This window comes from Klebsiella quasivariicola (assembly GCF_002269255.1).
GTDB classification, from domain to species: Bacteria; Pseudomonadota; Gammaproteobacteria; order Enterobacterales; family Enterobacteriaceae; genus Klebsiella; species Klebsiella quasivariicola.
In genome coordinates, this window is the sequence record NZ_CP022823.1 from 2,831,750 (window position 1) to 2,854,430 (window position 22,681).

Genomic DNA, 22,681 nt, shown 5'->3' on the forward strand with positions numbered 1-22,681 from the left:
TGCACAAAGCAGGCCAGAGGCGACAAAAACGATCGGAAAATTTTATTAACACTTCAAAATCATCAACTTAAATCACTCTCTTTACCTATGTCTTCCCGCCGCTGCTGAACCAGACCGTTGAAACAATAGATTCTTAATGCAACATTGAGAAACTTTTGATTCATAAAAAGGCAACCAATTCGTCACATTGCACCGATGCGGTGCGTCATGAGCCATCGCTGTGCCTGTGGCAGGCGGTTTTCCTCCCTCCGGCGAACTGGTACGCAAATTGCTGGAGTCAGTCACGACATCTGGATAAGGAGAATAAAATGAAAGCAATCGTGATTGGCGCCGGCATCGGCGGCTTAAGTGCGGCCGTGGCGCTCAAACAGTCGGGGATCGACTGCGACGTCTATGAAGCGGTGAAAGAGATCAAACCGGTCGGCGCGGCGATTTCCGTGTGGCCCAACGGCGTGAAGTGCATGGCCCACCTCGGCATGGGCGACATCATGGAGACCTTCGGCGGGCCGCTGCGCCGGATGGCGTATCGCGATTTCCGCAGCGGCGAGAACATGACCCAGTTCAGTCTCGCCCCGCTGATCGAACGCACCGGCAGCCGGCCCTGCCCGGTCTCCCGGGCAGAGCTGCAGCGGGAAATGCTGGATTTCTGGGGACGGGAAAGCGTGCAGTTCGGCAAACGCGTCACCCGCTGTGAGGAAGACGCCGACGGCGTGACGGTGTGGTTTACCGATGGCAGCCGCGCCAGCGGCGATCTGCTGATTGCCGCCGACGGCAGCCATTCCGCACTGCGTCCGTGGGTGCTGGGCTTTACCCCGCCGCGCCGCTACGCCGGCTACGTCAACTGGAACGGTCTGGTGGAGATAGATGAAGCGCTGGCACCCGGCGATCAGTGGACCACCTTTGTCGGCGAAGGCAAGCGCGTCTCATTGATGCCGGTCTCCGGCGGCCGGTTCTACTTTTTCTTTGATGTGCCGCTGCCGGCGGGTCTGGCGGAGGATCGCGACACCCTGCGCGCCGACCTCAGCCGCTACTTTGCCGGCTGGGCGCCGCCGGTGCAGAAGCTTATCGCCGCCCTCGATCCGCAGACCACTAACCGCATTGAAATCCATGATATCGAACCGTTCAGCCGCCTGGTACGCGGCCGCGTCGCGCTGCTCGGCGACGCCGGACACAGTACCACCCCGGATATTGGCCAGGGGGGCTGCGCGGCGATGGAAGATGCAGTGGTGCTGGGCGCTGTGTTCCGCCAGACCCACGATATTGCGGCCGCCCTGGGCGAGTATGAAGCCCAGCGCTGCGACCGGGTTCGTGACCTGGTGCTGAAGGCGCGCAAGCGCTGCGATATCACCCACGGGAAGGATATGCAGCTCACCGAAGCCTGGTACCAGGAGCTGCGCGAGGAGACCGGGGAGCGCATTATCAACGGCATGTGCGACACCATCCTCAGCGGGCCGCTGGGCTGACCGTCGCCATGGATTCGATCACCGCACTCAGCGTCTGAATGGCCATTTGCGCGGGCCGCGAAAGCTGACGCGAGGGCGCAGTGCACAGCGCCAGGGTCAGCGGTCGCAGCAGCGTACTGCGCAGCGGGATAAAGGCCAGCTGCCCGCGCTGGACCTCGTCCAGCACGTCGAGCAGGCTAAGGAGCGTCACGCCGCTGCCGCGCAGCACCAGCGATTTGATGAGCCGGATATCATTGCAGCTGATGGTATTCTCCGGCGCAAAGTCATGGTGGCGATAGAGGAGCGCCACCCGCTCATGGACGATCAGCGGCGCGCCGGGCACAATGTGCCGCTCCAGGCTGAGCTCGCCCAAAGACAGCGCTTTCGCCCCCGCCAGGGGATGGTCCGGGCGCATCACAATCCCCACCTCCAGTTCGGCAAAGGCCAGCACGCTGAGCCCGGCCTGCCCCTGCGGATCGAGGATCAGGCCGACGTCCAGGTCCGCCTGACGCACTTTCTGGCTGACGGTGTGGCTGTCAGCCACCTGCAGATCCAGCTCCAGCCACGGCCAGCTGGCGATGATCTCCGCCAGCGCGGCGGCGAAGCCCCCTTCCGCCAGCGCCTGCACCATCCCAACGCTGACGCTCCCGCGCTTCATCCCCTGCAGCTCATCAAATTTCTGTCGGGTCTGACGAAACTCCTTCTGCCAGCGCAGCAGATTGTCATACAGCAGTTCACCGGCGGTAGTCATCCGCAGTCCTTCCGGCAGGCGCTCGAACAACGGGGTGCCGAAGGCCTCCTCGGCCTGCAGGATCTGGCGGTTAATCGCCGAGGCCGAGATATGCAGCTGCTCGGCGGCCCGGCGCAGGCTGCCGCAGCGGGCCACGGCGATGAAATAGTGCGCGAAACGGGAAAATGGACTCATGGCGCCCCTGTACTCTTTTTTGCAACAGCTGAGTGAATTAATGGTGATGGATGTGAACACCCTAATATGACAACAATAATCTCACAACAATAAAACAATCACCGATGTGAGCAGGAAGAGAAATCATGAAGACAATCACCCCCACGCCCCCCGCCCATTGCACCTTTGATCCCGAGGACTGGCTGCGGCTGGCCCGCTGCTGGCACCCGGTGGCCCGCGCCTGCGATATTACCGGCGCCCCGGTGAAAGCCACCCTGCTGGACGAACAGCTGGTCATCTACCGTATTAAAGGCCAGGTGGTGGTCGCCCGCGACGTCTGCCCGCACCGCGGGGTGCCGCTGACCCTGGGGTTTCATGAAGAGGAAGGCATCGTCTGCCCCTATCATGGCCTGCGCTTTGGCGAGGATGGCCGCTGCAACCGTATCCCCTCCAGCCCGGGGCAACCTATTCCGGCCAAACTGCATCTCACCAGCTTCGCCGTAGAGGAACGCTACGGGCTGATCTGGACCTGCCTGGCCTGCGATCCGGACAATCCGCCGCCGTTACCGACCATGCCGCACTGGGACGACGCGGAATTTCAGCAGATCAACTGCCCGGCCTTCGAGGTGAAGGGGTTTGCCGGCCGCCAGGTCGAAGGCTTTCTCGATGTCGCCCACTTCGCGTGGATCCACACCGACACCTTCGCCGATCCGGACAACCAGCAGGTGCCGGACTACACCCCGCAGGAGACGCCGTTCGGCTTTGTTGCCGACTACTGGAGCTCGGTGGGCAATTACCCGGCCAGCGCCGATTTCCGCGCGCCGGAAGGGTTCCAGTGGCTGCGTCACTTTGAAATGCATCTGCCGTTCACCGCTACGCTGACCATCCATTTTCCCGCCGACGCCAGGCTGGTGATCATGAACGCCGCCTCGCCGGTGTCGTCCCGGGTGACGCGAATGTTTGCCCCTATTGCCCGCAATTTCGACCTGCACGTGCCGGTGGAAGACGTACATGCGTTCAACCTGCGGGTGTTCGAAGAGGACCGCCTGATGGTAGAGACCCAGCGTCCGGAGCGGCTGCCGCTGGATCTTACCCTTGAGGCGCATATTCCGGCAGACCGCAGCTCCATCGCCTACCGGCGCGGGCTGAAGAAGATGGGTTTTGGTGATTTCTTTCTGGTATGAGTGGAGGTCATATGCGCGACATATTCCCCGTGGTGGTCGATGGCCTGTGGCGTCAGGGCGCGAAAAATCTGGCCGTTCGTCTGGTGAGCGCCGAGGGGCAACCGCTGCCGGCGTGGACGCCCGGCGCCCATATCGACCTCCATCTTCCCTGCGGGCTGATCCGCCAGTACTCCCTGACCGGTAGCCCGGCCGAACGGGATCACTATCTGCTCTGCGTCGCCCGCGAGGCGCAGTCCCGCGGTGGCTCAGGCTATGTCCACGACACCCTGCGCCCGGGACAACCGCTGATGATCTCTGCCCCGCGCAACCACTTTCCGCTGCACGAGGGCGGCCATGTGGTGCTTCTCGCCGCCGGGATCGGCATTACGCCACTGCTGGCGATGGCCCACGCCCGGGCGGCGTCCGGCGCCAGCTTTACGCTGCACTATTACGTTAGCCGTGCGCAGGAGGCCGCCTTCGCCACCGAGATCGCCCGCCAGCTAACCGGTGGAATCTGCCAGATCCACTGCTCAGACGAGGGGCAGAGTCCGCGCCAGCGGCTGGCGCAGGATCTGGGGGCGCCGGACGCCGACACCCGGGTCTACTTCTGCGGTCCGCCCGGATTTATGGCCCGGGTTCGCGATACCGCGCGGGCGGCCGGATGGGAGGAGGCGCAATTGCACAGCGAAGCGTTCCAGCCGCCCGCCCCGACGGCAGCGTCGGCGGCGGACGGAACCTTCACCATCACCCTCGCCTCCACCGGGGAACGCTGGCCGGTCCCGGGGAACAAAACCATCGCCCAGGTGCTACAGGAGCATGGCGTCGCGGTGCCGCTCTCCTGCGAGATGGGGATCTGCGGCGCCTGCCTGACGCCGGTGCGGGAGGGAACCGTCGACCACCGGGATACCGTGCAGTCGGCGGCGGAAAAACAGGCCGCGGAGCAGCATATTGCGCTGTGCTGCTCCCGCAGCCTGTCGGCCAATTTAGTTATCGATCTCGCGGGATAAGCGGCCCGTCTCCGGCTGGTCAGGGCTGGCGACCGGTTTCACCCGCACGGCGGCGAAGACAATCACCATCGCGCTCACCAGCAGCAGACCGCTGCCGGTGAAGACGCCGCTGGCGCCGTGGAGATCAAACACCGCCCCGCCGCCGGCGGCCCCGGCGCTGATGGCCAGCTGAATAGAGGCGACCAGCAGACCGCCCGCGCTTTCTGCCTCATCCGGCACGGTGGTGGCAAGCCAGGTGGACCAGGCCACCGGCACCAGACCGAAGGCAAATCCCCACAGGGCGACCAGCAGCCCGTCCAGCACGGTCAGATGGCCAAACGTCACCATCAGCAGCGCCAGAACGCTCATCATCAACGGCACCAGCGCCAGGGTCAGGCGCAGGCTACGGCTCAGCAGATAGCTCGCCACCGAGGTGCCGATAAAGTTAGCGATACCGAAGCCGAGCAATATCAGCGAGACCCCTTCGACACTGGCCTGCGCCACGGTCTCAAGGAACGGTCGCAGGTAGGTAAAGAAGGCGAAATGGCCGCTGAAAATCAGGATCGTCGCCAGCATGCCGCCCAGCATACCGGGACGGCGCAGCACCCTGAACAGCGTGGAGAAGGTCCCGACGCTCTCCGGGCGCATGGAGGGCAGCACCCACAGCTGCCAGAGCAGCGCCAGCAGGCTCGGTATCGCACAGAGAATAAACACGTTGCGCCAGCCGATCAGCTCGCCAAGATAGCTGCCGAGCGGCGCGGCCACCACCGTGGCAATTGACACCGCGGAAAAGATGATCGCCAGCGCCTTCGGCACATGGGCCGCCGGTACCAGACGCATCGCCGTGGCGGTGGACATCGCCCAGAAGCCGCCGATGGCGACCCCGAGCAGCAGACGGCCCAGCAGGAGAAACGCCAGCGAATCGGCAAAAGCGACCATCAGGCTGGAGACTATCTGCAGCACGGAAAAGAACATCAGCACCCAGCGGCGATCGATATTGCGGGTGGCGGTGGCGATCAGCAGGCCGGTGACTAACGCCACCAGCGCCGTGGCGGTGACCGCCTGTCCGGCCATCCCTTCACTGACGCCGAGGCTGCTGGCCATCGGCGTTAACAGGCTGGCGGGCAGAAACTCGGCCACGATCAGGCCGAACACCCCGAGGGCCAGGGCATAGACGGCGCGCCAGGCAGGTCTGGCGGGAGACAGGCTCGCGTCAGCAGCTATGCAGGAACTCATATACATCTCTCCAGTTTTATTAACATCCTGGCCATCTTAGGGACTTACCTTCGGACGATATATGATGCATACTCTCCAGTTATTGATTATTCGTCCGGGATTACCATGACCCAGCCCACCATCGACCTGACCAGCGAACTGCTGCGCGGGATGCGCCTCTCCGGCGTCAACTACCGGCGCATCGAAACCGCACGCCCGTTTGGCGTCGGCTTTAGCGCCGTGGCGGGCAAAGCCCAGTTCCATTTCATCAGCCGCGGGCCGGTGCTGCTGCGCATGGCCAGCGGAGAACAGTTCACCCTCGAGAGCGGCGATGCGCTGTTTATTCCCAACGGCGACGGGCACGCCCTGCTCTCGGATCCGCAGGCTACAGCGGTCAATGTGGCCCAGCTGCCCAGCGAAACGGTGTGCAGCACGGTGAGCTGCATCAACGCCGCGGATCGCCCTGACTGCCCGGAGCGCGTCGTTATTTTTAGCGGATGTATGGACTTTGAGCTCGGCGGCATGCAGCCGCTGGTGAAGGCCATGCCCGAGGTGATGCGGGTCAGCAGCCTGCTTAACACCTGGCCGGAGATCCAGCCGTTGCTCTCGGCGATGGAACGGGAATCCCTCACCCGTCAGGCAGGCTATGCCGGGATCCTCGCCCGGCTGGCGGACGTGGTGGCCGCGCTGATTGTTCGCGGCTGGGTCGCGTGCGGATGTGGCAACGCCACCGGCTGGGTGCAGGTCCTGCGCGATCCCCGGCTGGCGAAAGCGATCTATGCCATGCATCAGCGCCCGGGGGTCAACTGGAAAGTGGAAGATCTGGCGCGGGAGGCGGGGCTTTCCCGCTCGCTGTTCGCGGAACGTTTTCTCGCCGCCACCGGCACCACCCCCGCCCGCTATCTGACCGAGCTGCGTATGCGGCTGGCGGTGCAGTACATCACCCACGAAGGCCAGGCGCTGGAAACGGTCGCCTTCAGCCTCGGGTATCAATCGCTGGCGGCCTTCAGCCGGGCCTTCAAACGCATCACCGGCCAGCCGCCGGGTGCCCTGCGCGCCACGGCACGCTAGATTCAGCTTTTATGTAAAGCGATACACGCCGTTGCCGACGCGAAATCGCTGTCCCTTTAGCGCCGGGTCGGCGACGCGGAACACCAGTTCGGTCAGCTGGTTGCCAGCCCCTTCACGGAAGATAAATTGCTGGCTGCCCACGTCGAGCCCCTGCTCACCCAGTGGCTGAAAGCCCAGCAGCGCCTGCCAGCGATCGCGCACCGCCTGCGGATTGACCACCTCGAACACCGCCTGCTCAAGCACGATATCTCCCAGCGGATGCGGCACGTCCAGCTCCTGGGAACGCAGCCGCGCCAGCCGGGTGGCATCGTCTTCACCCCACTGCAGCACAAAGGGATAGACCAGCCCGTCAAAGTCGCCATCGATGGTGAAGATCCGCCAGCGGATGATATTGCCCTGCGGATCGTTGCGCTGACCATCGACAATCGGTGACACTGTCACGCCTTTGCGACGCAACTGGTCATGGGTGGCGTCGATGTCGTCGCTGCGCAGCGCTACCCGAAACAGCGCCTCGTTCTCCGGCAGCAACCGTGCGGCGTCGCGGGAGAGCAGGAACCGGTCCGTCGCGGCGCGCAGTTCATCCGGGTCGGAAATGGCGAGAAATTCGATATAGGTCAGGCCAAAATAGCTCAGCGCATTGCGGGTTCCCCACCCCGGATGGCGCCCGCCGGCCACCGCCCGCAGCTGCTGGTCGGCAAAGGTCTGAATGGCCGCTTCCGGCTGATTCACAAACTGTACTGCGTGGTCCCACTGCAAGGTTGCCATGATCTCTCCCGCGATTGTGCCTGGTCAGGCGTCTGCGGCAAAAGATAGTGCCGGGATGATGGGATTGGCAAACAAGAATTAAATATATCGAAAGCTGGATAAGTTATTTATATCAACGCGGTATATGGCATCTGCCAGGCGATGAAACGGCGGACTAACGAACCACCCGCCGGCGGGATCAGACCGACCCTTCTTTCTCGATCACCAGAATACGCGCCGCCCCCTGCGGATGGGCGACATGCTCGCATCCCACCTCAGCGTAGAAGATATCGCCGGCGTTCAGCATGATCACCTGCTCCTCGCCGTCGACCTTCACATGCATCGCCACCTGACCATCCATCACTGCAAACACCTCCTGACCGTCGTTGATGTGCCAGATATAGGGTTGGTCGGTCCAGTGCAGACGCACGGTGGTGCCGGAAAAATTGGCGATATCCAGCGCGCCCCACGCGCGGTCGGCGGTGAAATCTTTACTGCTCCAGCTCTGCATGATGGTGTCCTGTGGTAAGGGTTATTTTTTCTGCCAGTTTGCCCAGGGATCCGCTTTTTCGACCGGCGCATCATCATCAAGCGAGGCGAGATACATCGCCTCCACCTCTTTACGCGCCCACGGTGTTCGGCGGAGAAATTTCAGGCTGGACTTAATGCTGGGATCGCTTTTAAAGCAGTTAATGTTGACCTGGCGGGCCATTTCCGCCCAGCCATAGCGCGCCACCAGGGCATTGAGCAGCGCTTCCAGCGTCACGCCGTGCAGGGGATCTTTTGAGCTGTGCATTAAGGATACGTCCGTTGCGCATTAAAAAAGTGCGCCTACCTTACTGGCTCTGACCGACCGGCGCAACCGGCTTCATTACGCGCTTCGCGCCTATATCTATTTAACGCAAAAGCACTGAACCCCGCGCGGTCATAAATTAGAAAATAACGTTATTGGTTGCTTATTTGGCCTTGAGGCAAGCTGTGTTCAGCCCCGGACAGAGGAAATCACCATGCGCTGCTGTTGTGCCCGAACCCTGAACCTGAATCAACCCATAACTTATTACCCCGTTTTCGGAGAACACAATGAACGCGACCACCCTGCCGATTCTCGACCTGGCCCGCTACGCGGACCCCGCGGATAAAGCGGCCTTCCTGGCCGACCTGCGTCACGCCGCTCGCGACATCGGCTTCTTCTATCTGATCAACCACGGCGTCGACGACGCGCTTCAATATGAAGTTCAGCGCCAGTCCCAACGCTTTTTTGCCCTCGATGAGGCGCAAAAACAGCAGGTGGCGATGATCCACTCCCCCCATTTTCGCGGCTATAACCGCGCGGCCTCTGAGCTGACGCGCGGCCAGCCTGACTGGCGGGAACAGTTTGATATCGGCGCCGAACGTCCGGCGCTGACCCTCAGCGACGACGCCCTGCGCTGGCAGCGCCTTCAGGGCCCCAATCTGTGGCCTGCCGCCCTGCCGTCGCTTAAACCGGTATTACTTCACTGGCAACAGCAAATGACCCAGGTGGGCATCCGCTTGCTGCGCGCCTTTGCCGAAGCGCTGCAGCTCCCGGAGAATGCTTTCGACCAGCTCTATGGCGACAAACCCAACGAGCATATCAAACTGATCCGCTATCCCGGCCAGCAGGAGACGCAAAGCAGCCAGGGCGTCGGCGCCCATAAAGATTCGGGTTTTCTCAGCTTCCTGCTGCAGGACGAGCAGAAAGGGCTGCAGGTAGAGGTCGCGCCTGGACAGTGGATCGACGCCGTGCCGCTGGCCGGCAGCTTTGTGGTCAATATTGGCGAACTGCTGGAGCTGGCGACCAACGGCTATCTGCGCGCCACCGTCCATCGGGTCGTGTCGCCGCCGGCGCAGCAACAGCGCCTCTCTATCGCCTTCTTCCTCGGCGCCCAGCTTGACGCGGTGGTGCCGGTTTACACCCTGCCGCCCGAACTGGCGCGTGAAGCGCTGGGTCCGGACAGCGATCCGCACAATCCGCTGCTGCGCGATGTCGGCTGGAATTATCTCAAGGGCCGTCTGCGCTCCCATCCGGACGTGGCGGAACGCTACTATCAGGACGTGTTTCGCGAACGCGCCGAGCAATTGATCGTTTAACCATAACTAAAAAGGAACACACCATGAAATATGCCGCTTTTAAACTGGCAGGGGTCGCACTGTCTCTTTCTCTGGCATGGACGTCTGCCCAGGCCGCCGCGCTGCGCGTCGCCGCGGACCCGGTTCCCCATGCGGAGATCCTCAACTACATCAAAAAAATCGATCCCAGCCTCGATCTGAAGGTGGTGGAGCTGACCAGCGGGGTCAACGCCAATGAACTCTTGGCCAGTGGCGATGTGGATGCCAACTACTTCCAGCATGTCCCCTATCTGAAGGATCAGGAGAAAGCGCTGGGTAAAACCTTTGCCGTCGCGGCCACCGTGCATATTGAGCCGCTGGGGATCTACTCGCACAAGCATAAAGATTTCTCATCACTGCCGGAAAACGCCACCGTGGCGGTGCCGAATAACACCACCAACCTGAGCCGGGCGCTGTTCCTGCTGCAGGCGCAGAAGCTTATCAAGCTGGATCCCAAATTTACCGACCCGGCCACCACCCTGGCGACGCCGAAGGATATTGTCGAGAACCCGAAACACCTGAAGATTCTGGAGATTGAATCACCGCAGATCCCGCGTTCCCTCGACGATGTCGACCTGGCGGTGATTAACGGTAACTATGCGCTGGAAGCCGGCCTGGTGCCAGCGAAAGATGCCCTGGGGCTGGAAAGCGCCGAGCATAACCCGTACGCCAATATTCTGGTGACCACCCCAGCCCTGGCGAATGACCCGCGCATTAAGGCGCTGGCGAAAGATCTGACGTCGCCGCAGGTGGCGGAGTTTATCCGCAAAACCTACAACGGCTCGGTGATCCCGGTGGCCCCTCAGTCATGATCACCATCGAAGGGCTGAGCAAAACCTACGCCGGAACCGGCCGACCGGCGCTGAACGATATCGCGTTGCAGATCCCAAAAGGAGCGATATACGGCATTCTCGGGCGCAGTGGCGCCGGCAAAAGTACGCTCATCCGCTGTCTCAATTTACTGGAGCGGCCCACCTCGGGCCGCATTCTGGTGAACGGACAGGATATTACCCAGTTGAACAAGGCGGCGCTGCGGGATTATCGCCTGCGCACCGGGATGATTTTCCAGCACTTCAATCTGCTGCATGCCCGTACCGTCGCCGACAACATCGCGGTGCCGCTGGAGATTGCCGGGGTGCCGAAGGCCGCTCGCGAGGCCCGGGTGCGCGAACTGCTGGAGCTGGTGGATCTCAGCGAAAAGGCCGCCGCTTTCCCGTCGCAACTTTCCGGCGGGCAAAAGCAGCGCGTCGGTATCGCCCGGGCGCTGGCCGCCCGGCCGGAAGTGCTGCTCTGCGATGAGGCGACCAGTGCGCTGGATCCCGAGACCACCGCCTCGGTGCTGGCCCTGCTGGCGGATATTAACCAGCGCCTTAATCTGACCATTGTGCTGATTACGCACCAGCTTGAGGTGGTGAAAACCATTTGTGACCACGCGGCGCTGCTGGAACAGGGCGAGATTGTCGAGAGCGGTAAACTCGCCGACCTGCTGGTGACCCCATGGTCGCGGCTGCGCCAGTCGCTGCTGCACGACCCGCAGGCTGAACAGGATTTTCTTACCCGTCACGGCGTTCAGGGGAGGCCATTATGCGGAGTAGCATGAGCTGGGAAGATTTGTGGCCGTTATTACTCGACGGCACGCTGGATACGCTTTATATGGTGGGCCTCGCGGCCCTGTTTACCGTACTGATCGGGCTGCCCACCGGCGTACTGTTATTTATTTCCCGCGCCAACGGGCTGGCCCCGATGCCGAAACTGAACGCGCTGTTAGGCGCGGTGATCAACATCGGCAGGTCGCTGCCGTTTATCGTGCTGCTGATCGCCCTGATCCCCTTTACCCGCCTGATCGTCGGCACCACGCTGGGCAGCACCGCCGCCATCGTGCCGGTGACCATCGGCGCCTTTCCGTTCTTTGCCCGCCTGACGGAAAACGCGCTCGACGAGGTGGACTACGGGAGAATCGAAGCCATTCTGTCGATGGGTGGCAACGTCTGGCACGTGATTTTTAAATCTCTGCTGCCGGAAGCCCTGCCAACGCTGCTGGCCGGGATCACGCTGACCATCGTGATGCTGATTGGTTTCTCCTCCATGGCCGGCGTGATCGGCGGTGGCGGACTCGGCGACCTCGCCATCCGCTACGGCTATCAGCGGTTTAATAATGAAGTGATGTTTGGCACGGTGCTGATCCTGGTGGCGATGGTCCAGGGCGTGCAAATGGCCGGCGATCGGCTGGTGCGCAGCCTCGCCCACCGTCGCTAACCGTCAGACATTAGTTCCAGCCGCACTCTGCCGCCAGCTGGCGCACCAGACTGGCGGCGTCACACTCGCGGATCAATCCCACCCCCTGCCCGGCCCAGTGGGCGCCATACTCATGGACGCCCTGGGCTTTCGCGGCGGCGGCCAGCGCTTTGCCGATATCGTACGCCAGCGGATAGTCCGGCACGGCGCTCGCCGGACAGGCTTCCCCCAGCGCACAGAAGGCATTCGCCAGACAGCGTGCCGGACGCCCGGATATCGCGGAGGTCAGCACCGTACGTCCGTCAATGCTGTTGTTGATCGCCGCGCGATAACCGGCGTCGGCGGCCGATTCCGGACACAGTAAAAACGCCGTACCGAGCTGAACGCCCTGCGCCCCCAACTGCATTACGCTGGTGATCCCCGCCCCGTCCATGATGCCCCCGGCGGCTACCACCGGGATGGTTAGCCGACGCCGCAGAAGTTGCACCAGGGTGAAGGTGCTCAGTTGGGCATCAGGCTCCTGCGGAGCAAAGATCCCCCGGTGCCCGCCCGCCTCATAGCCCTGAGCGACCACCACGTCAATTCCCTCGCGCTCGATGACCAGCGCCTCCTGCAGCGAGGTTGCTGTTGCCAGGGTGACGATCCCCTGCTGTTGCAGGCGCTGGATCGTCTCGCGCGCAGGCAGGCCAAAATGAAAGCTCACCACCGCCGGCGACAGGTCGAGAAGCAGCTCCAGCATCGGCGTATGACCGATGAATGTCTGATAGATTTCTTTTAACGAATCCGGGGGCGTACTGCCATAGCGGGCAAAATGGGAGCGTAATGTTGTTGCCCAGTCGGCTTCCCGCCGGGCGTCGCGCCGGGGCGGCGCATGACAGAACAGATTGACATTGAACGGACGGTCCGTCAGCTGGCGGGTAGCCGCTATCATCGTTTCCGCCTGGGCAACGGTTGACGCGCCCAGCCCCAGCGAGCCCAGCGCGCCGGCATTACTTACCGCGGCGGCCAGCGCGGGGGTGGAGACGCCCGCCATCGGGGCCTGAATCAGGGGATAATCAATATCAAGAAGCGAAAGCAGCGGGTTGCTCATGGTTTCCTCATGCATTAGCGATGCCGGAGGCTTACCATCTCTTTTAAAGATGATAAGATCAATATCATTTTTATATTGAGAATAAAAATATGAACCACAGCACACTGCAGATCTTTATCCAGGTGGCAGAGACGCAAAGTGTCACCCAGGCGGCGAAACGGCTCGGCCGCGTGCAGTCCAATATCACGACCCGTATTCAGCAACTGGAAGAGGAGCTTGGCGTGGCGCTCTTCGTCCGCAGCAATAAGAAGATGGTGCCATCCCCGGCAGGCGCGCAGTTTCTCAGCTATGCCCGGCGGATCCTGAGTCTTGCGGAGGAAGCAAAGCAGGCCCTGAATCCGGTGACCCCCAGCGGTACCCTGCGGCTGGGCGCGATGGAGGCGACCGCCGCCAGCCGGCTGCCGCCGCTGCTGACCTGCTTTCAACAGCGGTGCCCGCAGGTAGAGATCGTGCTCTCCACCCAGCCAACCCGCCAGTTAACCGAGGGAGTGGTCAACGCCGCTCTTGATGCCGCGCTGGTCTGCCTGCCGCCGGGGGCCGATGGTCAACCGGCCTGTCCTGCCGAGCTGGCATTCACCCCGGTGTTTCATGAAACCCTGATGCTGGTCCGTCCGCGGAATCCGGGCCCGCTGCGGTTCGCGGCATTTGCCAGCGGGTGCAGTTATCGGGCGCTGGGCGAACGCTGGCTGGCAGCGCAGCAAATAACTGCCGAGGTGCATGAGGTCAACTCCTACCACAGCATGCTCGCCTGCGCGGCCTCCGGGCGCTACGCCTGCCTGCTGCCGCAGAGCGTGCTGGCGCAGATGACGCTTCCCGAAAACTGCCTTAGCGAACCGCTGTGCGCGGCGACCACCCAGCTTATCTGGCGCAACGGGGACAGCGCTCCCGCCCTGAGCGAATGGCGCAAGCTGTTGCAAAGTGTGGCGAACGACTAAGCTGAAAAAGGAAACCGCGATGCACTGGCAGGAGGCGCACCAGAGCTCTTCCCGATAAACGCAGCGGCGTTTTACCGCTACAGTATCAACGCTGGCGACAAAATCGCTTGTCGCCAGGTCACGGCTATGATGCCGCTTTTTTGCCGGGTGGCGGCTGCGCCTGACCCGGCCTACAGGGCTGCGCTTTCAGGCTAATGGGATCCTGTGGTCCGCAGGCCAGCGCAAGCGCAGCGCCGCCAGGGGCCAGGTCGCGGCTATGATGCCACTTTTTTGCCGGGTGGCGGCTGCGCCTGACCCGGCCTACAGGGCTGCGTTTTCAGGCTAATGGGATCCTGCGGTCCGTAGGCCCGCGCAAGCGCAGCGCCGCCGGGCGCCAGGTCACGGCTATGATGCCGCTTTTTTGCCGGGTGGCGGCTACGCCTGACCCGGCCTACGCCTTACGGGAGTCATTATGTCGTTCAGCCATATGCGTATTGCCAGACCGGTCAGTGAACTGGACGCCGCCGCCAGCATGTATTGCGCCGGGCTGGGGCTTCAGCAGCTCGGCAGTTTTACCGATCACGAAGGATTCAGCGGGATAATGCTCGGCGCGCCCGACGCGGAGTGGCATCTGGAATTCACCCACTGTCGCCACCACCCCGTCACTCCCTCGCCAGGAGATGAAGATTTACTGGTGCTGTATTACCCGCAGCAGGCGGCATGGGAAGCACAGTGCGCCGCCATGGACGCCGCCGGGTTTCTGCGCGTTACGGCGTTTAACCCTTACTGGGAGGTCAATGGCGTCACTTTCGTCGACCGCGATGGCTATCGCACCGTATTGCAAAACCGCGCCTGGGGCATCACGCACGATTCGTCGGGCCTGGCGGCGAGCTGACGTTGATCGGGGCGGGCGTCAGCCGCGGTAAAAGCAATTATTTACATTCGGACAGACATCGTTCCCGTCGGTTACCGATAAAACGCGGTCGCGACTCGCCAGCGTCCTCCCGGCGCGCTATGCTAACTACCTCTTTGTATTAACATCTTATCCCTATGAGCACTTCCGTCAGCACTACGCAACTCAATTTGCGCATTATTTCGATCGTTGTTTTTACGTGTATCTGCTATCTCTCCATTGGCCTGCCGCTGGCCGTTCTGCCGGGTTACATTCACTATCAGCTGGGCTACAGCACCTTTGTGGCCGGAATTGTGATCAGTCTGCAGTACATCTCGACGCTGATTAGTCGGCCGCACGCCGGGCGCTATACCGATATCTGGGGCCCGAAAAAAGTGGTCAGCCTCGGGATCATCTGCTGTCTGCTCAGTGGCGCCTTCACGCTGCTGGCCGTCGTCCTGCAGGCAACGCCGATGCTCGCCATCACCGCGCTGCTGGCGGGCCGGGTGTTTCTCGGCGTCGGCGAGAGCTTTACCGCCACCGGCGCCACCCTGTGGGGGATCAAAACCGTCGGCGCGATCCACACGTCGCGGGTGATCTCCTGGAACGGCGTGGCGACCTATGTCGCCATGGCGGTCGGGGCGCCGCTGGGGGTCACCCTTAACCAGTATTTCGGCATCAGCGGCTTTGCTTCGCTGGTGGTGCTGGTCGCGGCCATCGGCCTGCTGTTCGCCCGTACCCGCCAGGACGTCAGGGTGACCGCCGGCGTCAGAGCGCCCTTTCACGCGGTGGTGCGAAAAATCTGGCCTTATGGCCTGGGTCTGGCCTTTGGCACCGTGGGTTTCGGCGTGATCGCCACCTTTATCACCCTTTATTTTGCGGCGCACAGCTGGCAGGGCGCCGCGTTTACCCTTTCGCTGTTTAGCATCGGCTTTATCTGTGTTCGCCTGGTGCTGGGAAATACCATTACCCGCTACGGCGGCGTCCCGGTCTCCCTGGCCTGCTTTGTGATCGAATGTCTCGGCCTGCTGTTGATCTGGCTGGCGCCATCAGCCTGGGTGGCCGGTGTCGGCGCTTTTCTCACCGGTTCCGGTTTCTCGCTGGTCTTCCCTGCATTAGGCGTGGAGGCGGTCAAACAGGTGGAAGAGCAAAACCAGGGCACCGCCCTCGGCACCTACTCGGCATTCCTTGACCTGGCGCTGGGGCTCACCGGGCCACTGGCCGGATGGGTCGCCGGCTTTTACGATCTTGCGACGCTCTATTTACTGGCGGCGATCGTGGTGGTGTTCGCTTTCCTGCTGATTTTACGCGTACACCGGCAACAGCGGGTGAGGTCGCAGGCATAATCTGACCAGGCTCCCGGGCCTGGTCAAAAAACGAATCGGTAATTGACGACGATTCGGCTTCCATGCCAACATTCCCTCAGCGTCTGGCAGCAGAGGCAAGGACGGTAGCGGAGAACAACAGAGATCGCGCAACGATCCAGCCCGGTACCGTAGTCCAATCCGAATCACTGACCCACACGGTGAATTCCTGATTCTGGCGGGAAACACAAACATGCACCAAAGTTTTAATCAGCGCGTTCATTTCTACTACTGCGTCCTGGTCGCGCTGAAAATGCACGGAAAGTCGAAAAAATCGGGCGGTATCAGAGGAAAGAATAACTTTCTGCTGAAATGGCTGCGTCGGGCGCAGGATAACAACATTTTTCATCCCGATATCACCAGCGAAATTGAGTGGCTGCGAGGAAAAATTATTCAGGCCGGCTACGACACCGATCTCGAGCCAATGCTGGATTTTGTTTACGCCACCGCCAGCCGTGCCGAAGCGCTGAAGAACGCCGAATAAGCCCCTGCGTCCCTTGCGGGCGCAGATGCGGTCCCTGCCACTTATCACTCACAGGATCTGCCGACAGCCCGGGTTCTATCCGGTTATGTTATATTTTGTGACACTGTCACGAAACAGTGGCCACGGAGGATGATTAACCGCTGACAGGTCGCCTGAGGCGATCTATGCTTTGCCCTGTCTCCCTCACACAGGACTGCACCCGATGGCCGACTGGAATCCTTCGCTCTATCTGCAATTCGACGCTGAACGTACCCGCCCCGCGGCCGACCTGCTCTCCCGTATTGCCCATCTGCCGGTGAAGCACGCCGTCGACCTTGGCTGCGGACCGGGAAACAGTACCCGGCTGCTGCGCGCCGCCTGGCCGCTGGCGACGATCGTCGGCATCGATAACTCCCCGGCCATGTTGACCCAGGCGGCGCAGGCGTTGCCCGACTGTGAATTTATCGACGCCGATATTGCCCGCTGGCAGCCTGCGCAACCTGTTGACGTGATCTATGCCAACGCCTCGCTGCAGTGGCTCCGGGACCACGAGACGCTTTTTCCGCATCTGGTGAAACAGCTGGCCGCTAACGGGACGCTGGCGGTGCAGATGCCGGATAACTGGCAGGAGCCCTCCCACACCCTGATGCGGCAGGTTGCCAGCGAGATGGGGTTGCCGGACCGCGGGCGCCAGCCGTTACTCCCGCCCGCCGCCTGGTACGATCTGCTGAGCCGCCATGGTTGTGAGGTTGATCTCTGGCGCACTACCTATTTTCATCCCCTCGCGTCTCATCAGGCGATAGTCGACTGGCTGCAGAGCACCGGATTACGCCCCTATCTTGCAGGCCTGGGCGAGCAGGCCGGAAGCGCGTTTCTTACACGCTATCTCGCATTGCTGGCCGATCACTATCCGTTACAGTGTAACGGCAAAGTGCTTCTGCGGTTCCCGCGGTTGTTTATGGTGGCGCGAAGGATCGCCGCCTGACCGTTGGTATAGGGGCCAGGAAAGCGTAGTGATGAACGGGGTAAAGGATCTGCTATACCATCCTGATTTTCAGGATTGATAATCCTGAACGTTGCGATATTCAATATCTTAGTCAGCGTGCGACAGTGATTACGCCTTCAACCTGCAAAGAGAATCACTACTATGAGTACTCCTCCTGTCGACCGCCGAACGCTGGCGGCTATCGCGCCAAAGCTAGCCGAGCTAACCGAAACGGTGCTGTTTGGCGATATCTGGGCGCGCAGCGAGCTGTCGCCCCGCGAACGCAGCCTGATCACGCTTTCCGCCCTGACGGCGCAGGGCAAAACTGAACAGCTGCCGTGGCACATCGCGCTCGGCTATCAGAATGGCCTGAGCCGGGAAGAAATTGTCGAATTGTTTACCCATCTGGCGTTCTATGCCGGCTGGCCGGCGGCGGCCAGCGCCCTGACCTGCCTGAACGCGCAGGAGGCGTCATGCCCCTGACCCGAATTTCGCTTGGCACCGCCTGGCGTCCCGCGGAGTTTGCTCAGCTGTCAACGTTATTCCATGAATGCCTGGTGGCAGAGTTTGACGTGCCGACAGCAGATAAATTTCAGTTTATCGAACAGGCCGCCGACGAGCAGCGCATTTACGACCCGCACTACCTCAGCGGAGGACGCAGCGCCCGCTTCGTGCTGTTTCATATTTTCGCCGGAAAACAGCGCAGCCGGGCGCAGAAACAGCGGCTTTATCGTCGGCTCTGCGCGCGGTTAGACGATGAGATGGCGGTCAGCCCACAGGACGTGATGGTGGTTATCCAGTTTAACCAACGGGAGGACTGGAGTTTTAGCGGAGGGAAGATGGCGGGCGAATAAGGCAGGCGGCGCCGCATGAGGCGCCGCGGTTCAGCACTATATCATTTGCTACCAGGCACAACAGCGATCGTTCCATGAATCACGATACATGATGTTTCCTTCTGTGTATCTCCAGGTGATCGTCTCATAACGGAAATCAATGTCTTCAAGGTGAGTACTTGTCATTCCGGCCGGATGTAAATTTTGTGTGATTGCCGTAATCTTAATATTCGTCATCGCTATGTTAAAATATTCAATTTCCAGTCCCGCCTCATTTATTCTGTACATTTTTAGTGTTGCCAATTTTAATGTTCGACCTTCACAAAGAGCCCTAAATAACAAAGGTGTTGTTCTGTCAAACTCTTTTTGAATTTTAATCGGTGTATGAAGACGGGTTCCCGTCAGCTTTCCTGTATTATTATCGGCAGGTAACCAAACATGATGATTCACTGCGCGCAATTCGATAGAACCCGTGCGCGTGGGCATCAGGCAAGAACCTATAATAGGCGAATCATTCTCATCAGTTAACCATAAATATGCTGGATTTGACATTACCCATCCTCTTTCATATCAGTTTTTAACTTTAAACCAAACAACAACGTGAAACCCAATGATTAATAAAACAAAAAGTCCTATTAAGTTAATGGCAATGTCAGGGAAAAGAGAGACTGCAATCATGCTAAATACAATGATTAATAATACAATGCCCCATCCCCATAAAAAAAGAATGAACTCTTCCTTTAACCATCTTTTCAAGAAATCCATCCATTCACCTCATTAATTTAATAAGTAATTCAGCAAGTTCATCATCGGAAATAATCATCGGATTTAAATAAGGAACTCCTGTGATGACAGGTTCGATGAGGAAGTACATCATCTCCAGATGGTTGGAATATAATGCATTGTAATAAAATGAATTATGCCTTTTCAAATTGTCAGCGCTATTTGCGGCATCCTGAATCAATCCATATACGTTCAATACCACTGCGGTAGCAGTTACACTCCCTTTAAGGACTAATGACCTTGCCCTGTTGATACGCCCATATACAACTGTATTAAATCTGGAAGTCTGGCAAATCATGGTTGCTACTGCCATGATTAAAATCCGATTAGTTAATCCTGATGATGATATGTAAACTCCCGCGCTGACAAGCTTCTTGAGAATATATTGAGCTTTTTCTTCTTTTTTATTTTGAAAATAGGTTTCTATATATATTTTAATCATTTGAAAAATGATATCACGGTTTGTAAATAATTGCGCCAGCCCTGCAATAAATCTTGTGTCCTCTTGCTTTAACTTAGAACAAACATCCTGATAATTATCCATTAAGCAGGAAGTATAATACGAAGCACGGGTTATACCACTTCCCATTTGATTCAGTGTATCTATAACATTCTTTTTCACTCCAGCAAATGCTTCATCAAGTTTCAGCGCCAGGATATGCTCTGCCTCGATAGAGGTAATAATGAAATCCCTATAATACATAATCAGCCTCTTCCTTTATTAGACTATTCATTTTCCCAGCGCATATTTCTTACGGTGATCTGGCCTTTCAATATACGTATAAAACGATGATCTTGATAGTGATATAAATTTTTCTCTCTTGTTTATATTCACTCAAACCCTGTCCGGTAAAAATACCTCTGATAGCTTTTGTTGCGTGCTGTTTCATATTTTCGCCGGTAAACCGCGCAGCCGGGCGCAGAAACAGGGGCTTTATCGTCGGCTCTGTGCGCGGTTAGACGATGAGATGGCGGTCAGCCCGCAGGACGTGATGGTGGTTATCCAGTTTAACCAACTGGAGGACTGGAGTTTTAGCGGAGGGAAGATGGCAGGCGAATAAGGCAGGCGGCGCCGCATGAGGCGCCGCGGTTCAGGCGATATGTTTGCTACCAGGCAAGATGATGCACCAGCGAGAGATCCCAGGCCGTAGCCAATAGCGAAAGAAACATAATCAGATTGACCACTGTTTCCAGACGTTTTTCCATCGTTATTTCTCCTGAGCCTGTTCCCCCTGTTATAGCGGGAAAAGCTTAACAACTTCTTATCGCTTCAGGACGTCAGCGTGATCCTGTAGCGCACGTAATCGTCCGCCGGGGTAAATTCATCATACAGATGGCGAGCAGGATTATCGCGGCGGGTATGCCAGTACAGACGCGACCAGCCTTTGTCCGCCCCTTCGCTTTGTAATGCCTTAATCATGGTTCTGGCAATGCCTTGTCCCCTGAATGCAGGGTCGACGAACAGATCCTCAAGATAACAGATCGGTGTAGTGACCCAGGTTCCCTCATGCAGAACGCAAATCGCGAAGCCCAACACTGCGTCATCTACCACGGCCACCCTGCCCAGCAGCGGGGAGTTCATGTCCAACATCCGCTGCCATGTGGCTTCGGTCACCTCTTCCGGCTGCGGGCTGCCGTAAAAGCGGGTATAGCCTTCCCACAGCTGAAGCCATTCGGCTTTGTCGTGCGGCCGTATTTCCCGGATATCGATGACCATGCCAGTTTCCTTACAGATGAATGAATTAGCCTGCGAACATTGGCAGGAAATATGTGTTAAGGCCATTATTTTCCTGCGCAGATATTTGTTCAAGCGACTTCGCGGCAATTCTTGGTTTAGGGAGCGCGATTTGGCACTAAAAAGCCTTTTGCAGCGGGGCCGACAACCGGCTTAGTGAGAGCTATATAAAAGTATGTTGTAACTAATTAAAAGGCGATTCAACCCGGCCGTAGCCGGGTGAACGTGGTGCGCAATTAGCACAAAGGCTTGACGGCGTCGCGCATACCGCGGGTCAGGATAGCGTCAAGGTCAGTGGTGACCTGCTCCACCAGTCCGGGGATCTGGCTCAGGTCCTGCTCCCAGTGAGCCTCCACGCTGAGCACGGCGGTAACCAGCTCGCGGGTACTCATCTGGCCATCGCGATGGCGGGCCCACAGCGTTTGATAGCGGGTCATCCAGTCGGCATCATCCTGTACCGGATAGCTTTCACCCTGCCGCTCTCCCCGATAGAAGGCGATCAGCGCCGCGAGGGCAAAGGTCAGGCGCGGCGGTAATACCCCCTGCGCTTTCTGCCCTGCCAGCAGCTGCGGCAGAATACGAGTGCGGTACTTGGTCATGCCGTTAAGGGCGATAGAGAGCAACTGATGTTTAATATAGGGATTACGGAAGCGCCCGGTCACCGCGCTGGCGAAGGATGCCAGCTCATCGCGCGGCAGATCCAGCACCGGAATAATCTCGTCATAAATGGCCTTTTCGACAAACGCACAAATCTCCGCGTCGTTCATCGCCTCACCGACGGTGTCGATCCCGGCCTGGAAGGCCACCGGCACCAGCGCGGTATGCGCGCCGTTGAGGATAGCCACTTTGCGCTCTTTATACGGCTTGATATCGTCCACAATGCGCACATTGAGCGCCAGCTTATCGAGACGCAGCTCGGTCGCCAGCGAGGCAGGCCCCTGGATTACGAACAGGTAGAAATGCTCGGCGGTATCAAGGAAGGCGTCTTTATAGCCGGTCTGAGCCTCAAGGGCCGCTACTTCATCGCGCGGATAACCGGTCACGATGCGATCCACCAGCGTCGAACAGAAGGTGTTCGCTGAGGTCAGCCAGGCGATAAACGCCTGCGGCAGTTCCCATTCGGCGGCATAGCGTAGCACCAGCGCCTGCAGCGCCTCGCCGTTATAATCAATCAGTTCGCAGGGAATAATCACCCATCCCTTGTCGGCCGCGCCAGCGAAATGCTGATAGCGTTCAAACAGCAGACGCGTCAGTTTCGCCGGATAGCTGACCGGCGGCGCGTCGTCAAAACGATCCCCGGCATGATAGCTGATGCCCGCCTCGGTGGTGTTGGAGAAGACAAACCGCATCTGCGGATCGTGCGCCAGCTGTAAGAACGCGTCGAAATCGGCGTAAGCGCTGATCTCCCGGTTGACCGAACGGATCAGGCGCGCATCGCTGACCGCTTCGCCCTTCTCGTTCAGACCGCGAATAATGGTGGTGTAAAGGCCGTCCTGGGTGTTCAGCGACGGCGGAAAATCGGTGGCGATCGGCCGTACGACCACGATGCCCGCATTAAGGTCGGTATGCTCGTTGAGCAGGTCAATCTGCCAGTCAACGAATGCGCGCAGGAAGTTACCTTCTCCAAACTGGATGATACGGTCAGGGTACTGCGCGCCGGGGAAATCACGACGGTTTAAAGTTTTCACAATGGGTTCCCTCTAATAGTAGTCATACAACCTGAGTAATTGGTCCA

At 59.4% G+C, this 22,681-nt stretch carries 26 protein-coding genes and 1 pseudogene; 16 read left to right on the forward strand and 11 right to left on the reverse strand.

All coding sequences use genetic code 11. The features are described from left to right. Positions 1-308: 308 nt before the first annotated feature. Positions 309-1,463 (forward strand): FAD-dependent urate hydroxylase HpxO, encoded by a 1,155-nt coding sequence (hpxO, locus tag B8P98_RS14125; protein ID WP_025713163.1) that lies wholly within the window; start codon positions 309-311, stop codon positions 1,461-1,463. Here the strand turns inward: hpxO and hpxR are convergent. Beyond that, entirely contained in the window at positions 1,444-2,367 is a 924-nt protein-coding gene (gene hpxR / locus B8P98_RS14130; RefSeq protein WP_008804925.1) for a LysR family hpxDE operon transcriptional regulator HpxR, read from the reverse strand. The two genes, hpxO and hpxR, sit on opposite strands and share 20 nt — an antisense overlap. A gap of 125 nt (positions 2,368-2,492) precedes the next feature. Here hpxR and hpxD point away from each other — a divergent pair, with 125 nt between their 5' ends. Continuing rightward, entirely contained in the window at positions 2,493-3,530 is a 1,038-nt protein-coding gene (gene hpxD, locus B8P98_RS14135; protein ID WP_095033150.1) for a molybdenum cofactor-independent xanthine hydroxylase subunit HpxD, read from the forward strand. Positions 3,531-3,541: 11 nt separating this feature from the next. Beyond that, positions 3,542-4,516, forward strand: a complete 975-nt coding sequence (gene hpxE / locus B8P98_RS14140; protein WP_025713165.1) for a molybdenum cofactor-independent xanthine hydroxylase subunit HpxE — start codon at positions 3,542-3,544, stop codon at positions 4,514-4,516. On the opposite strand, the gene B8P98_RS14145 is transcribed toward hpxE, so the two are convergent. Beyond that, the gene (locus B8P98_RS14145; protein ID WP_025713166.1) at positions 4,493-5,731 is read right to left on the reverse strand and encodes an MFS transporter; all 1,239 of its coding nucleotides are present in this window, start codon (positions 5,729-5,731) and stop codon (positions 4,493-4,495) included. The genes hpxE and B8P98_RS14145 overlap by 24 nt on opposite strands. A 105-nt stretch (positions 5,732-5,836) precedes the next feature. Between B8P98_RS14145 and B8P98_RS14150 the strand changes: the two genes are divergently transcribed. Continuing rightward, complete coding sequence (locus B8P98_RS14150) at positions 5,837-6,781, forward strand: AraC family transcriptional regulator (protein WP_080924593.1); 945 nt, start codon at positions 5,837-5,839, stop codon at positions 6,779-6,781. 9 nt (positions 6,782-6,790) lie between these two features. On the opposite strand, the gene B8P98_RS14155 is transcribed toward B8P98_RS14150, so the two are convergent. The 3 genes from B8P98_RS14155 to B8P98_RS14165 form a co-directional block, all read right to left on the reverse strand. Then, positions 6,791-7,546, reverse strand: a complete 756-nt coding sequence (locus B8P98_RS14155) for a VOC family protein (RefSeq protein WP_025713168.1) — start codon at positions 7,544-7,546, stop codon at positions 6,791-6,793. A gap of 178 nt (positions 7,547-7,724) precedes the next feature. Next, positions 7,725-8,036, reverse strand: coding sequence for a cupin domain-containing protein (locus tag B8P98_RS14160; RefSeq protein WP_004205936.1), 312 nt, complete (start codon positions 8,034-8,036; stop codon positions 7,725-7,727). 21 nt (positions 8,037-8,057) lie between these two features. Then, positions 8,058-8,321: a VF530 family protein gene (locus B8P98_RS14165; RefSeq protein WP_002904643.1), complete on the reverse strand. Its 264-nt coding sequence runs from the start codon at positions 8,319-8,321 to the stop codon at positions 8,058-8,060. Positions 8,322-8,605: 284 nt separating this feature from the next. On the opposite strand from B8P98_RS14165, the gene B8P98_RS14170 reads away from it, so the two are divergent. From B8P98_RS14170 to B8P98_RS14185, 4 genes are read left to right on the forward strand one after another with little or no spacing between them, the layout of a single operon-like run. Continuing rightward, positions 8,606-9,634: an isopenicillin N synthase family dioxygenase gene (locus B8P98_RS14170; protein WP_025713169.1), complete on the forward strand. Its 1,029-nt coding sequence runs from the start codon at positions 8,606-8,608 to the stop codon at positions 9,632-9,634. Positions 9,635-9,657: 23 nt separating this feature from the next. After that, a complete protein-coding gene (locus B8P98_RS14175; RefSeq protein WP_002904638.1) occupies positions 9,658-10,464 on the forward strand; it encodes a MetQ/NlpA family ABC transporter substrate-binding protein in 807 nt (268 codons plus the stop codon). Beyond that, positions 10,461-11,252, forward strand: coding sequence for a methionine ABC transporter ATP-binding protein (locus B8P98_RS14180; protein WP_025713170.1), 792 nt, complete (start codon positions 10,461-10,463; stop codon positions 11,250-11,252). Before B8P98_RS14175 ends, B8P98_RS14180 begins: the two co-directional genes overlap by 4 nt. Further along, positions 11,249-11,908 (forward strand): methionine ABC transporter permease, encoded by a 660-nt coding sequence (locus B8P98_RS14185; protein WP_004217626.1) that lies wholly within the window; start codon positions 11,249-11,251, stop codon positions 11,906-11,908. Before B8P98_RS14180 ends, B8P98_RS14185 begins: the two co-directional genes overlap by 4 nt. A 10-nt stretch (positions 11,909-11,918) precedes the next feature. On the opposite strand, the gene B8P98_RS14190 is transcribed toward B8P98_RS14185, so the two are convergent. Continuing rightward, on the reverse strand, positions 11,919-12,977 hold the full coding sequence (locus tag B8P98_RS14190) for an NAD(P)H-dependent flavin oxidoreductase (protein WP_042929508.1): 1,059 nt from the start codon (positions 12,975-12,977) through the stop codon (positions 11,919-11,921). An 89-nt stretch (positions 12,978-13,066) separates the two neighbouring features. Between B8P98_RS14190 and B8P98_RS14195 the strand changes: the two genes are divergently transcribed. The 7 genes from B8P98_RS14195 to B8P98_RS14225 all read left to right on the forward strand — a co-directional run bounded on the left by B8P98_RS14195 (position 13,067) and on the right by B8P98_RS14225 (position 18,449). Continuing rightward, on the forward strand, positions 13,067-13,912 hold the full coding sequence (locus tag B8P98_RS14195) for a LysR family transcriptional regulator (protein ID WP_042929502.1): 846 nt from the start codon (positions 13,067-13,069) through the stop codon (positions 13,910-13,912). A 451-nt stretch (positions 13,913-14,363) separates the two neighbouring features. Further along, the gene (locus tag B8P98_RS14200; RefSeq protein ID WP_025713172.1) at positions 14,364-14,786 is read left to right on the forward strand and encodes a VOC family protein; all 423 of its coding nucleotides are present in this window, start codon (positions 14,364-14,366) and stop codon (positions 14,784-14,786) included. Positions 14,787-14,941: 155 nt separating this feature from the next. Continuing rightward, positions 14,942-16,129, forward strand: coding sequence for an MFS transporter (locus B8P98_RS14205; RefSeq protein ID WP_080897377.1), 1,188 nt, complete (start codon positions 14,942-14,944; stop codon positions 16,127-16,129). A gap of 211 nt (positions 16,130-16,340) precedes the next feature. Then, entirely contained in the window at positions 16,341-16,631 is a 291-nt protein-coding gene (locus B8P98_RS14210; RefSeq protein ID WP_004205945.1) for a hypothetical protein, read from the forward strand. A gap of 202 nt (positions 16,632-16,833) precedes the next feature. Next, positions 16,834-17,595, forward strand: a complete 762-nt coding sequence (tam, locus tag B8P98_RS14215) for a trans-aconitate 2-methyltransferase (RefSeq protein WP_025713174.1) — start codon at positions 16,834-16,836, stop codon at positions 17,593-17,595. 162 nt (positions 17,596-17,757) lie between these two features. Further along, positions 17,758-18,078: a carboxymuconolactone decarboxylase family protein gene (locus B8P98_RS14220; protein ID WP_004143517.1), complete on the forward strand. Its 321-nt coding sequence runs from the start codon at positions 17,758-17,760 to the stop codon at positions 18,076-18,078. Continuing rightward, on the forward strand, positions 18,069-18,449 hold the full coding sequence (locus tag B8P98_RS14225) for a tautomerase family protein (protein WP_025713175.1): 381 nt from the start codon (positions 18,069-18,071) through the stop codon (positions 18,447-18,449). The genes B8P98_RS14220 and B8P98_RS14225 overlap by 10 nt, the downstream gene beginning before the upstream one ends. 48 nt (positions 18,450-18,497) lie before the next feature. Here the strand turns inward: B8P98_RS14225 and B8P98_RS14230 are convergent, their stop codons facing one another. The 3 genes from B8P98_RS14230 to B8P98_RS14240 are packed head-to-tail and all read right to left on the reverse strand — an operon-like array spanning position 18,498 to position 19,914. Next, positions 18,498-18,980, reverse strand: a complete 483-nt coding sequence (locus B8P98_RS14230; protein WP_042929505.1) for an Hcp family type VI secretion system effector — start codon at positions 18,978-18,980, stop codon at positions 18,498-18,500. A gap of 18 nt (positions 18,981-18,998) precedes the next feature. Then, positions 18,999-19,193, reverse strand: a complete 195-nt coding sequence (locus tag B8P98_RS14235; protein ID WP_023328596.1) for a hypothetical protein — start codon at positions 19,191-19,193, stop codon at positions 18,999-19,001. A 4-nt stretch (positions 19,194-19,197) separates the two neighbouring features. Beyond that, positions 19,198-19,914 (reverse strand): hypothetical protein, encoded by a 717-nt coding sequence (locus B8P98_RS14240; protein WP_025713177.1) that lies wholly within the window; start codon positions 19,912-19,914, stop codon positions 19,198-19,200. Between the two features lie 175 nt (positions 19,915-20,089). On the opposite strand from B8P98_RS14240, the pseudogene B8P98_RS14245 reads away from it, so the two are divergent. Further along, a pseudogene (locus tag B8P98_RS14245) lies at positions 20,090-20,272 on the forward strand (tautomerase family protein); the annotation flags it as partial. Between the two features lie 209 nt (positions 20,273-20,481). Here B8P98_RS14245 and B8P98_RS14255 read toward each other — a convergent pair. Beyond that, positions 20,482-20,928 carry a GNAT family N-acetyltransferase gene (locus tag B8P98_RS14255; RefSeq protein ID WP_025713179.1) on the reverse strand — a complete coding sequence of 149 codons (447 nt, stop codon included), beginning with the start codon at positions 20,926-20,928 and terminating at the stop codon, positions 20,482-20,484. A gap of 254 nt (positions 20,929-21,182) precedes the next feature. Further along, positions 21,183-22,634, reverse strand: coding sequence for a tagaturonate reductase (locus B8P98_RS14260; RefSeq protein WP_025713180.1), 1,452 nt, complete (start codon positions 22,632-22,634; stop codon positions 21,183-21,185). Positions 22,635-22,681: the final 47 nt, after the last annotated feature.

What these genes read in the sequence shown, in the direction of transcription:
- hpxO (WP_025713163.1), top strand. Translation starts at nt 309, where the DNA reads ATGAAAGCAATCGTGATTGGCGCCGGCATCGGCGGCTTAAGTGCGGCC.
- hpxR (WP_008804925.1), bottom strand. Translation starts at nt 2,367, where the DNA reads ATGAGTCCATTTTCCCGTTTCGCGCACTATTTCATCGCCGTGGCCCGC.
- hpxD (WP_095033150.1), top strand. Translation starts at nt 2,493, where the DNA reads ATGAAGACAATCACCCCCACGCCCCCCGCCCATTGCACCTTTGATCCC.
- hpxE (WP_025713165.1), top strand. Translation starts at nt 3,542, where the DNA reads ATGCGCGACATATTCCCCGTGGTGGTCGATGGCCTGTGGCGTCAGGGC.
- B8P98_RS14145 (WP_025713166.1), bottom strand. Translation starts at nt 5,731, where the DNA reads ATGAGTTCCTGCATAGCTGCTGACGCGAGCCTGTCTCCCGCCAGACCT.
- B8P98_RS14150 (WP_080924593.1), top strand. Translation starts at nt 5,837, where the DNA reads ATGACCCAGCCCACCATCGACCTGACCAGCGAACTGCTGCGCGGGATG.
- B8P98_RS14155 (WP_025713168.1), bottom strand. Translation starts at nt 7,546, where the DNA reads ATGGCAACCTTGCAGTGGGACCACGCAGTACAGTTTGTGAATCAGCCG.
- B8P98_RS14160 (WP_004205936.1), bottom strand. Translation starts at nt 8,036, where the DNA reads ATGCAGAGCTGGAGCAGTAAAGATTTCACCGCCGACCGCGCGTGGGGC.
- B8P98_RS14165 (WP_002904643.1), bottom strand. Translation starts at nt 8,321, where the DNA reads ATGCACAGCTCAAAAGATCCCCTGCACGGCGTGACGCTGGAAGCGCTG.
- B8P98_RS14170 (WP_025713169.1), top strand. Translation starts at nt 8,606, where the DNA reads ATGAACGCGACCACCCTGCCGATTCTCGACCTGGCCCGCTACGCGGAC.
- B8P98_RS14175 (WP_002904638.1), top strand. Translation starts at nt 9,658, where the DNA reads ATGAAATATGCCGCTTTTAAACTGGCAGGGGTCGCACTGTCTCTTTCT.
- B8P98_RS14180 (WP_025713170.1), top strand. Translation starts at nt 10,461, where the DNA reads ATGATCACCATCGAAGGGCTGAGCAAAACCTACGCCGGAACCGGCCGA.
- B8P98_RS14185 (WP_004217626.1), top strand. Translation starts at nt 11,249, where the DNA reads ATGAGCTGGGAAGATTTGTGGCCGTTATTACTCGACGGCACGCTGGAT.
- B8P98_RS14190 (WP_042929508.1), bottom strand. Translation starts at nt 12,977, where the DNA reads ATGAGCAACCCGCTGCTTTCGCTTCTTGATATTGATTATCCCCTGATT.
- B8P98_RS14195 (WP_042929502.1), top strand. Translation starts at nt 13,067, where the DNA reads ATGAACCACAGCACACTGCAGATCTTTATCCAGGTGGCAGAGACGCAA.
- B8P98_RS14200 (WP_025713172.1), top strand. Translation starts at nt 14,364, where the DNA reads ATGTCGTTCAGCCATATGCGTATTGCCAGACCGGTCAGTGAACTGGAC.
- B8P98_RS14205 (WP_080897377.1), top strand. Translation starts at nt 14,942, where the DNA reads ATGAGCACTTCCGTCAGCACTACGCAACTCAATTTGCGCATTATTTCG.
- B8P98_RS14210 (WP_004205945.1), top strand. Translation starts at nt 16,341, where the DNA reads ATGCACCAAAGTTTTAATCAGCGCGTTCATTTCTACTACTGCGTCCTG.
- tam (WP_025713174.1), top strand. Translation starts at nt 16,834, where the DNA reads ATGGCCGACTGGAATCCTTCGCTCTATCTGCAATTCGACGCTGAACGT.
- B8P98_RS14220 (WP_004143517.1), top strand. Translation starts at nt 17,758, where the DNA reads ATGAGTACTCCTCCTGTCGACCGCCGAACGCTGGCGGCTATCGCGCCA.
- B8P98_RS14225 (WP_025713175.1), top strand. Translation starts at nt 18,069, where the DNA reads ATGCCCCTGACCCGAATTTCGCTTGGCACCGCCTGGCGTCCCGCGGAG.
- B8P98_RS14230 (WP_042929505.1), bottom strand. Translation starts at nt 18,980, where the DNA reads ATGTCAAATCCAGCATATTTATGGTTAACTGATGAGAATGATTCGCCT.
- B8P98_RS14235 (WP_023328596.1), bottom strand. Translation starts at nt 19,193, where the DNA reads ATGGATTTCTTGAAAAGATGGTTAAAGGAAGAGTTCATTCTTTTTTTA.
- B8P98_RS14240 (WP_025713177.1), bottom strand. Translation starts at nt 19,914, where the DNA reads ATGTATTATAGGGATTTCATTATTACCTCTATCGAGGCAGAGCATATC.
- B8P98_RS14255 (WP_025713179.1), bottom strand. Translation starts at nt 20,928, where the DNA reads ATGGTCATCGATATCCGGGAAATACGGCCGCACGACAAAGCCGAATGG.